This window comes from Streptomyces sp. FH025 (assembly GCF_017427025.1).
Taxonomy (GTDB): Bacteria; Actinomycetota; Actinomycetes; order Streptomycetales; family Streptomycetaceae; genus Kitasatospora.
The window spans coordinates 1-9,422 of sequence record NZ_JAFLNG010000280.1; the positions used below are offsets into that span (position 1 = coordinate 1).

Below are 9,422 nucleotides of genomic sequence, written 5' to 3' on the forward strand. Positions count from 1 at the left end.
GGCTACTACCCGACGCTGGACGACGCGATCGGCGAGCTCAGCGGGCAGCCGCTGCCGGACCAGATCACCGTGGCCGACCTGGCCGAGATCCACGGCAAGACCAAGACCGGCCGCATCGTCCAGGTCGACACACCGGACACGGCGAGCGGCTTCGCCCACCGCCAGGAGCTGGTCTACCTGCCGCCGGCCTGGTTCCGCAGCCAGACCCGGCCCAAGCTGCCGGTGCTGGAGATGATCGGCGGCGAGTTCGCGGCGCCGGACAACTGGATCCGCTCCGGGAACGCCGTCAAGACCGCCGACGCGTTCGCCGCCAAGCACAACGGCTTCGCGCCGATCCTGGTGTTCGTGGACGCCACCGGCGGCTTCCGGGTGGACACGGAATGCGTGGACGGCCCGCACGGCAACTCCGAGAGCCACCTCCTCAAGGACGTCCCGCCGTTCGTCCAGAAGACCTTCAACGCCGCCACCGACCCGCACAAGTGGGGCGTGGCCGGCTGGTCGATGGGCGGCACCTGCGCCTTCGACCTGGTCGTCGAACACCCCGACGTCTTCACCCACTTCGGCGACTTCTCCGGCGACAAGGGACCGTTCATCGGCGACAAGGACCACACCGTCCAGGAGCTGTACGGCGGCGACGCCGCGGCCTGGGCCGCCCACGACCCGCTGACCGTCCTCGCCCACCACCCCAAGTACCAGGGCGTCTCCGGCTACTTCGGCCAGGGCGACGAGGAGCACGGCCAGATCGAGTCCGCCAAGGCCCTGGACGCGGCCGCCAAGAAGGACGGCATCCGCACCACCGCCACGGTCGGCTCCGGCAAACACACCTGGCAGACCGGCGCCGCGACCTTCGCCCAGGCCCTCCCCTGGCTCGCCGCCCAACTCGGCGTCCCGGGCGCCCACGCCTAGAGCAGAGGTGCCGTCGCCCGGTCCGGGAAGGTGACCTTGTTCAGGCACGGGAGCGACCATTCGGCCGACTTCTTCGCGACTCTCAGCGCGATGTCCAGCCGGGCCTGTTGAGCCGCTGGGCTCTTGACGGCGGAGATCCGGCCGTCCTCCTGCACCCAGATCTCCAAGGCGACGACGCCCTGGTCCCTGGTGACCAGGTTGTCGCACCGGAAGGCCAGCCGAACCGCACCACCGGCCACCCATGTCTTGAGGTCGGGGCCCAGGTCCAACTGCCGTTCCGGGTCCGCTCTCGCCGGCCTGTGCCCCAGCTCGTACTCGCTGTGAAAGAAGACCTCGGTCATTCCTCGGACATCGAGCGCCAGCAGCACACGCTGGTTCCCTTGGACCACGCACATCTGTGTCCTCACACCTGGCGTGAACTGCGAACCATCGTCGTCCCGACCGTCAGACGCATGCCCCACCGTGAACGTCCCGCCAGCGTCTCCCGCCAGCGCTCGGAGGTCACTGTGGTCCACCAGCGACCAGCAGGCACTCGCGGGCAACGTCAAGGGATCCCTCGACGCCCACCACCACAATCCACCAGCCACTCCGACGACCACCGCCAGCACCGCCGCCAGCACCGCACGACGCCGCGGTCGCCAGCCCCTCCGAGCCCGGGCATCGGCATCGAAGATCCCAGCCGGTGTCTCAGGCATTGATCGCCCTCGTCAGAACGACCCCGTCCGCCAATCCCTGTTTCGTTCCATTGGCTGCCGTGGTCGCCAGCGTCTCCAGGTAGACCTGATCCAGCCCCTTGCCGGTGGCTGCTTCCTTGATCGCCGCCTCTGCCGCGCCCGCCGCGGCATTCCGCCCGTTGTTGTAGGAGTCTGCCGCGAAGTCGGTCGCATATGTATCGATGTGGTAGCCATCCGCAATGAGCTTGAAAATGCTGTCGGTGGGCACCGCCAAGACCTTGTCAGCCCCAGGGATCTCCCCAAATGCCTTGCCCGCAGTGGCCGTCCACACCTGTTTGGCCCACCCGACCTTGTCATCGACGCTCTTGTTGTACGCGGCCATCTCCTGCTGCTTCTGGTTGTAGACCTCGTCCGTCGCAACGGCCGTGAGGATGCCGGCCACCTCGCCCCCCGGACGCGAGGCGTTCGTGATGGCCTCGCCGAACAGCTCTCCGTACCTGTCCTTGTGCGACATGATGTCCTGGAGGTAGGCCGTGGTGTAGGCCTGCTGCGCCTGCGCGATCGTGCCGTAGGCGTCCGGGTTGCGGCCGAGGGCGCCGAGCAGCTTCTGCACGGCCCCCTGATCCAGGCTCGCTGCGGCTCCGTTGAGCGGCAGGGCGTGGTTGTTGTGGTCGACCGCCGTCTGAACGTCGCCCATGTACGAGGCCATCATGTGCCCGAAGCTGGAGTCCATGTTCTCGAACAGCCCGCCCTTCTTCAGCAGCCCCGGCCCGTCCGTGTTCCCGAACCGGTCCGTCACCTCCTTCATCACCGCGCTCATCTCCGTCGTGTGCACGGGCATCGGGCCGTCCGTCACGTCGTACGGCCTCCCGGTCGTTGCCGCTTCCAGCGCGTGTCCCAGTGCGAGCGCTTCCTGCGGTGCGGCCGTGAAGTGCGGGCCGTGGTCCGGCTGGAAGTCCTGGAGGATGGAGTTGACCCCGGCGCCGGTCAGTTGCTTCAGGTAGGTGTTCAGCTGGCCGGTGGCCTTGACCGTGCCGTCCTCGTTGTAGACGGTCGCCGGGTCGTGGAAGAACTTCGTCGCCGCCGCAGGGCTGTGACCGAGCCCTTCCAGAGCTCCCGACAACGGATTCATGCCCGACCCGTCCTTGCCGAGGAAGAACGCCTCCGCGATCGGAACGCCGCCCTTGCTGACGGCGTCCTCCCAGCGCCCCGGGTTCTCCGCGCTGAGCTGGGTCATGTGCTCGACGATCGGATTGAGGAAGTGCGGGTCGTACGTGCCGGTTCGAAGGATGTTGGAGAGGATCTGGTACCCGTAGGGGTTTCCGCCCTGCAACTGCTCGGGGAGCAGCCGGTACTGGGTGGCACCGGCCTTGCGCAGCCCGGCCTGCCATTCCTCCGTGAGGTGCGGCTGCTTGTCCCCGTTCGTCGCCGTGGCGAGGGTGAGACCGAGGTCCGCCTGCATCGCGGTGAGGATCTTCTTCGTTGCCTCACTGCCGTAATAGCCGCTGTACTCGGCCATCGATCCGTACACCTTCAGGAACCCTTCCGGGCCGAGCGAGGTGTAGAAGGCCGTCGCGAAGCCCCGGTCGCCGGAGTGTGCCTTCAGCAGCGCTTCGAGTTGCTGGATCTGCGTCGGGCTCGCCTTGTCCCCGAGCCTCATCAGGTCGACCGCCTGCTTCGCCTCCTGCTCCGCCGCCCCTCCCAGGGGCTTCTTGTTGAACGCGGTCCGGTCGCTGCCGGTGTCCGCCGCGAGGGCGGTCGCGGCCGCGGCGTCCGCCTCGCTCGCCCGGGCCAGCGCCTTCGCGATCGCCTCCGCAACGGCCGTTGCTTTGTTGCGATATGACGTCGCGTACTCCGGATCGTTCTTCTCCGGCCCGGTCGCCGCGGGCCAGTGAACGGAACCGCCGCTGTCCACCGTCATCTTCTGGTCGGTGGCCGACCGGATCGCCGCTTCGAGGTCGGACCGGGCCCCGGCGATCTCCGTGTGAGCGTCCCGCAGCGCCTTCGCGATGCCGCTGGCCTCCTCGAAGGCCGCGTCGATCTCATTGCGGATGTTCGTGATGCTCTGCGCTGCCGCTTCGGCCGCCTGCCCGCTCCAGCCGGACCCTTGCAGAGGGGTGATCACGTCCCCGGTCAGCTCCGTGGAGAACCCCCAGTTCCTGACCATGGCCTCGTAGTCGCCGGCCAGGGTGTCGAGGCTCGATATCTGGGCATGCCTCAGCTCTTCGAAGTTCATTCCCGACTCAGCTCATCCCGAAGTTCTGCGCGTTCGCGTGCTCCGCACGTGCGTAGTTCCCCGCGTTGGTGCGCAGTGCCTCGGCCAGCTGTCCGATCGCGCCCTCCAGTGCCTTGACCTGATCGGTCCACACGCTGTTCGCGGTAGCTATCGCCGCCCTCAGCGCCCAGCCGGCCGGGAGGCCCTCAGCCGCGGATGTGTGAGCCGAGGGCTGCTTGCACGCCTGCGCGAACTTCGTCTTCAGGGTGTCGACATTGGTCGCTGCCCGAGTCAGCGCCTCCACGCTCACCGTTACGGTCGGGCCGGCCGACTGCGCGCTCGGCGCGTAGGCAGGTGCCGCAGTCCCGGAGGCCGCAGCCGCCAGGTCGGGGAACTGCTTCTTCGCCGCCTCCGTCAGGTTCCCGGCACTGTCGAAGAGCCATGGATTCATTCGCCGCTCAAAATCAAGATCAACCATCAAGTCCCCCCTGACAGAAGCTTTTTAGCCCCGAGTCCCCCAACTCGAACGCCGCGTCGAACACGCACTATAGGCACAGTGGCCGACAGGTGTCAGTGACCTCCAGCCACTGGAAGCACGTGGCTCCGCATCCCCGACGGCCGCCGATGCCGCCGCGCCGTCGGCGGGGTGCGGCGACACCGCAGGTCAGATGACCCGGTTGGGGTGCTCGGGCCGGCGGGAGAAATCCTTGGCGTAGGCGACTGCCGGGGCCTTGTCACCCGGCACGCGGAGTCGCCGAGGCGAACGAGGTGATCCACTGACAGTCCCGTTGCAAGAACCGGAGATTAGGCGATCAGAGTGGCGCGTCGTTGCTCACCTCACACCTGCGGCGGCCACCCTGGTTCACACATGGTCTCCGACCCGCCCGCACACACATTCACCACCGGAGCGCTGCAACTGCGACGTCCGGGTCCTTCTCCGGCGGAATCCCGCTTTGCTCCCGGCGCTGCCGTGGCATAAATTTCGACCGCCGTCGACGCAAACGCCGCTGACCAGCCCCTTGATCACAGGGGCCGGGAGGCCGGACGGCGGCACGCCACGGGGGAAGGGAAGAGTCATGTCGAGTGCCGGTACCGAGCACTTGAGAGCTCGTCAGCCGCGCTGGTAGGCGCTCACCACCCACAGACGGCCGCCCGGCCCGTCCGGCACAGGGGACCGGACGGACCGGGCGGCGCACGCCCTCACCCGCTCACGCCGTCAGGCGGTCACAGCCCCAGGCGGCTGAGCGCCGTGGTCCAGTCGCCGGCGATCGCGCTGCGGGCGGCGTCGAGGCTGACTCTGCCGCCGCACACCGCGTTCTTGAGCTTGGTCTCGACCGAGTCCTTGCTCTGCGCCGGCTGGTTGCCGTAGCGCGGCTCGGGCCACAGGTTGCGCGGGTCGCGCGGCGCGCCGCCGAGCTCCAGCGGGACGAGGTGGTCCTCCTCGTAGTCCGACAGGTTGGTGTCGGCGTAGCCGTACTGCGCTATCTGCTGCGTCTTGAGCGCGTTGGTGTAGCTGGTCGGCGGACGCACGGTGGCGGTCCAGCCGGAGACGCAGATGGTCTGGCCGATGGTGGCCTGCGTGACGTCCGGGTTGTACGCGCCGGGCGTGCAGGACGGGTCGGGCAGCGGCAGGTACGCCTGCGAACAACTCGCTGCGAGCGAACCCGACTTGGCGGGCGCGGACTTCGCCGGGGCGGCGGCCTGGGCCGTGCCGGCGGCGAGCCCGGCGGCCGCCAGGGTGGCCGCCGCGGCGACGACGGTGAGACGCTGACGGAGCATCATGGTTGCGCTCTCCTGGGCCGGCCCGGCCGGATGCCGGGCGACTGTGCCCATGACAGCACCATCCGTACGGCCGCCGTCAGACCCAGGACTTGACTGCTCCTCCACCGGCAGGCGAATTCTGAGTGCCGGAAGGGGATTTCTGACTCATACCGCGTAGCTGCCCTACGGGCAGCCGCGTCTTACGCACTCAACGCCAACCGGGATCAGACCTGCCCGGACGAGCATCACGCGGGCGGAGTTCTTGTCCCTGGGGGATGAGAATCCACACGCGGTACAGGTGTAGGTGCGCACGGACAGCAGCATGCGGTGCTTGGCTCTCGCCCCGCAGTTCGAGCAGTCCATCGTGGTGTGCGCGGAGTGGATCAGATGCACGGTCCGGCCATGCTTGCGGGCCATCTCCAACAGCGAGGTCTTGGTCGCTGAGATCGCAGCGTCGGCAGCCTTCTTGGCCATGGTGGTCTTGGCGAGGAACCTCGGGCGGAAGTCCTCCACAGCGATATGGTCGTGGTCACGGGCGACGGCCTTGGCCCACTTCCGGCCAGTGTCCTGACGCTGCCGGGCGACCTTCTTTTGCAACTTCGCCGCCTGCCGCTGCGCGCGCCGGTAGCCCTTGGACGCAGGCTTGCCCTTCGGCGGTCTGCGCCGCGCCATGCGCCGCTGGTACTTTGCCAGCGCGGCGGCGGCCTTGCGTCCGCATTCGGAGTGCGAAAGGTCGTGCGCGTCGCTGGTGGTGATCGCGGTCTCCTTGACGCCCCAATCGATACCGATCACCGCGCCCGTGGCGGGCAGCGGTTCGACCTTCGCGGGTACGACGAACGAGGCATACCAGTGGCCCAGGGTGTCTCGGTAGACCCGCACGCTCGACGGTTCGACAGGGAGTTCCCGCGACCACACCACTGTCAGCGCGATCCCGCCTGCCAGGTGTAGGCGTCCGTCCTTGAGGCGGAACCCGCGCTTGGTGTAGTTCAGGGATGGCCGGGCATCCTTGAGCCTCTTGTGCCTCGGCATCCCGGTACGCTGCCGCGCGGGCAGCATCGTCTTGATGTCCTTGATCGCCTTGGCGCGGGACTGGGCGAAGTCACGGATGGTTTGCTGTTGTGGCACTGAGGCGCCTTCGCGCAACCATTCCAGAGTGGCTCGGGCTTCGGTCAGCATCTTGTCCAGCTCGGCCGGACCGCAGGTCAGCTTCGGAGAGCTATCAGGGCGGGTACGGTTGGCGATGTGCCGCTGACGGGACTTGGCGACGCACTCGTTCCAGATCCACCGGCACCGGCCCCACTCGGCTTCGAGCGCGGCGAGGGCAGTTGCCGACACGCGCAGGCGGTAGGTGTACCGAACGTGTCCGACACCCTCCGCTTTCTCCTGTCGTGTCGTCATGCGTTCTCCACAGCATGGCGATTCGGTCCGCCCCGGCGGCTCCTCGAAGACTCGCACAGGCGACTGACAGTCCAAGTCGTTCTCGGCCGACTGGCCATCAACCCTGGCACCCTGCCGCCTCCCTCTTCTCGGCCTGGCGCCACCCGACGCCGGTCTGAGAACCTCCGGGGCGTCACCCGTCCAGCAGTCGTGCCAGGAGCGCCGCCGGGCCCTCCGGGAGGCTGCCGTGGACGAGTTCGGTGCGGTGCACCAGGCGGGGCTCGGTGATCGGCGCGCAGGCGATGCCGGGCGCCCCGACCAGTACCGGTTCGGGCAGCAGGGCGAGTCCGTGGCCGGTGGCGACCAGGGTGAGCAGTCCGCGCAGGTCGGTGCCCTGGTAGCGGACCGCCGGCCGGAAGCCGTCGACGCCGGCGACCGCGCGCAGCCGGGCGGCGGTCGGGGTGAGGTCGGGCGCGTCCAGCCAACGGGCGGCCGACAGGTCGGCGAGCGCGATCCCGGTGCGGCCGGCCAGCGGGTGTCCGGCCGGGAGGGCGACCGCGACCGGCCGTTCGTCCACCGCGACGGTGGTCAGCGGGCCGACCTCGGGCAGCGGCAGCGGGTCGCTGGGTGCGGCCAGGCCGTCGATCAGCGCGAGGTCGACCTCGCCGGTGGCGACCTGGGCGGGCAGGACGTCCTGGGCGAGCACCCGAACGACCGGTTCCACCCTCGGGTACGCCCGGCGCACCTCGCCGAGCGCGCGCCCCAGAACCTCTCCGACCGCGAGCGGGGTGGCGCCGAGCACGAGGCGGGCGCTCGGGGCACCGGCCAGGCGCGCGACGTCGGCGCGCGCCGCCTCCATGCGGACCAGCAGCGGGGCAGCGTGCTCCAGCAGCCGCCGCCCGGCCTCGGTGGGGCCGACCGGGCGGCGCACCAGCAGGGCCGCCCCCAGGTCGGCCTCCAGCGAGGCGATCTGCTGGGAGACCGCGGACTGGGTGTAGCCGAGCTCCCGGGCGGCCTCGGAGAAGGAGGCGAGGCGGGCGACGGTGACGAAGGTACGCAGCTGCTGCGGATCCACGGCGGACATCAACCGATCTGATCGAGACGTAAGAAATCATCGTTGGCGCTGATCTCGGGTGCGGGGTCAGGATAGCCGTATGACCTACCTGACCCCGAGGGTCGCCCTGGTCGGCGACCGCTCCCCCTCCGTTCGCTCGCACGCCCGCATCCCCGGCCTGCTGAACGCCCTCGCCGAGCGCGACCAGCTCGTCCTGGACGCCTACTGGATCCCCACCGGGGACGCCGAAGCGCCCGGCGCGCTGGACGGCTTCGACGCCGTCTGGCTGCTGCCCGGCAGCCCGTACCGCAGCGAGGCCGGCGCGCTGGCCGCCGTCCGGACCGCCCGTGAGCGCGGCATCCCCTTCCTCGGCACCTGCGGCGGGTTCCAGCACGCGGTGCTGGAGTACGCCCGCAACGTCTGCGGCATCACCGGGGCCGTCCACGGCGAGGAGAACCCGGACCAGGAGCAGGAACAGCAGGTGATCATCCCGCTCGCCTGCTCCCTGGTCGGCCACGAGGGCACCATCGCGATCGCCCCCGGCACCCTGGCCGAGCGCGCCCTCGGCGCCACCCACACCCTGGAGCGCTACCACTGCGCCTACGGCCTCAACTCCGCCCACCTGGACCGGCTGCGCGCGCACGGGCTGCGGTTCAGCGGTACGGACGAGTCCGGCGAGGTCCGCGTCCTGGAGCTGCCGGAGCACCCGTTCTTCCTCGCCTCGCTGTTCCAGCCCGAGCTGTCCGGCGACGGCACCCGGGCCCACCCGATGATCCGAGCCCTGGCCGCGGCCGCCGTCGCCCACGCGGACACCGCCGCACCCCTCGGGAGCGCCTCATGACCACCGACATCGCCGGGGTGCGGATCCCCGACAGCAGGCTCGCGACCGAGGCCACCGAGCTGGTCCGCGCGGCCACCACCGAGCTGCTCTACCACCACTCGCGCCGGGTCTACCTCTTCGGCGCCCTCCAGGGCGAGCGCCGGGGCCTCGACTTCGACCCCGAACTGCTCTACCTGGCCGCGATGTTCCACGACCTCGGGCTGGGGCCGGAGCACCACGCGTCCGGGCGGCGGTTCGAGGTGGACGGCGCCGAGGCCGCGGCCGCGTTCCTGCGTGGGCACGGGGTGGACGCGCGCCGGGTGCGCCTGGTGTGGGAGGCGATCGCGCTGCACACCACGCCCGGGATCCCGGAGTTCATGGAGCCGGAGATCGCGCTGACCACGGCCGGGGTGGAGCTGGACGTGCTCGGCGTCGGGTACGCGGAGCTCGATCCGGCGGCCCGGGACGCGGTGGTCGCCGCCCACCCGCGCCCGGACTTCAAGCGCGGCATCCTGCGGGCCTTCCACGCGGGCGTGGCACCGAAGCCGCAGACCGCCTTCGGCAACGTCAAGGCGGACGTGCTGGCCCACTTCGACCCGGACTTCGTCCGGACCG

9 protein-coding genes are annotated in these 9,422 nt (G+C 69.8%); 3 read left to right on the top strand and 6 right to left on the bottom strand.

Annotation, left to right across the window (positions count from 1 at the left end; translation table 11 throughout):
• Nucleotides 1-906: alpha/beta hydrolase family protein (locus J0670_RS20245; protein ID WP_207813044.1), on the top strand; the 906-nt coding region annotated here is incomplete at its 5' end.
• On the opposite strand, the gene J0670_RS20250 is transcribed toward J0670_RS20245, so the two are convergent.
• The 6 genes from J0670_RS20250 to J0670_RS20275 form a co-directional block, all read right to left on the bottom strand.
• Complete coding sequence (locus tag J0670_RS20250) at nucleotides 903-1,295, bottom strand: hypothetical protein (RefSeq protein WP_207813045.1); 393 nt, start codon at nucleotides 1,293-1,295, stop codon at nucleotides 903-905. The two genes, J0670_RS20245 and J0670_RS20250, sit on opposite strands and share 4 nt — an antisense overlap.
• A 298-nt stretch (nucleotides 1,296-1,593) precedes the next feature.
• Nucleotides 1,594-3,816, bottom strand: a complete 2,223-nt coding sequence (locus tag J0670_RS20255) for a DUF6571 family protein (RefSeq protein WP_207813046.1) — start codon at nucleotides 3,814-3,816, stop codon at nucleotides 1,594-1,596.
• A 7-nt stretch (nucleotides 3,817-3,823) separates the two neighbouring features.
• Nucleotides 3,824-4,273 (bottom strand): WXG100 family type VII secretion target, encoded by a 450-nt coding sequence (locus tag J0670_RS20260; protein ID WP_207813047.1) that lies wholly within the window; start codon nucleotides 4,271-4,273, stop codon nucleotides 3,824-3,826.
• 746 nt (nucleotides 4,274-5,019) lie between these two features.
• Complete coding sequence (locus J0670_RS20265) at nucleotides 5,020-5,577, bottom strand: hypothetical protein (RefSeq protein WP_243437272.1); 558 nt, start codon at nucleotides 5,575-5,577, stop codon at nucleotides 5,020-5,022.
• A gap of 162 nt (nucleotides 5,578-5,739) precedes the next feature.
• Nucleotides 5,740-6,954 (bottom strand): RNA-guided endonuclease TnpB family protein, encoded by a 1,215-nt coding sequence (locus J0670_RS20270; RefSeq protein WP_207813048.1) that lies wholly within the window; start codon nucleotides 6,952-6,954, stop codon nucleotides 5,740-5,742.
• Between the two features lie 172 nt (nucleotides 6,955-7,126).
• A complete protein-coding gene (locus J0670_RS20275) occupies nucleotides 7,127-8,017 on the bottom strand; it encodes a LysR family transcriptional regulator (RefSeq protein WP_207813049.1) in 891 nt (296 codons plus the stop codon).
• Between the two features lie 70 nt (nucleotides 8,018-8,087).
• Between J0670_RS20275 and J0670_RS20280 the strand changes: the two genes are divergently transcribed.
• Both J0670_RS20280 and J0670_RS20285 read left to right on the top strand, forming a co-directional pair.
• Nucleotides 8,088-8,828 (top strand): hypothetical protein, encoded by a 741-nt coding sequence (locus J0670_RS20280; protein WP_207813050.1) that lies wholly within the window; start codon nucleotides 8,088-8,090, stop codon nucleotides 8,826-8,828.
• Nucleotides 8,825-9,422, top strand: a 598-nt coding sequence (locus tag J0670_RS20285; RefSeq protein WP_207813051.1) for an HD domain-containing protein, incomplete at its 3' end; no start/stop codon positions are given. The genes J0670_RS20280 and J0670_RS20285, both read left to right, overlap by 4 nt.

What these genes read in the sequence shown, in the direction of transcription:
- J0670_RS20255 (WP_207813046.1), bottom strand. Translation starts at nt 3,816, where the DNA reads ATGAACTTCGAAGAGCTGAGGCATGCCCAGATATCGAGCCTCGACACC.
- J0670_RS20260 (WP_207813047.1), bottom strand. Translation starts at nt 4,273, where the DNA reads ATGGTTGATCTTGATTTTGAGCGGCGAATGAATCCATGGCTCTTCGAC.
- J0670_RS20265 (WP_243437272.1), bottom strand. Translation starts at nt 5,577, where the DNA reads ATGATGCTCCGTCAGCGTCTCACCGTCGTCGCCGCGGCGGCCACCCTG.
- J0670_RS20270 (WP_207813048.1), bottom strand. Translation starts at nt 6,954, where the DNA reads ATGACGACACGACAGGAGAAAGCGGAGGGTGTCGGACACGTTCGGTAC.
- J0670_RS20275 (WP_207813049.1), bottom strand. Translation starts at nt 8,017, where the DNA reads ATGTCCGCCGTGGATCCGCAGCAGCTGCGTACCTTCGTCACCGTCGCC.
- J0670_RS20280 (WP_207813050.1), top strand. Translation starts at nt 8,088, where the DNA reads ATGACCTACCTGACCCCGAGGGTCGCCCTGGTCGGCGACCGCTCCCCC.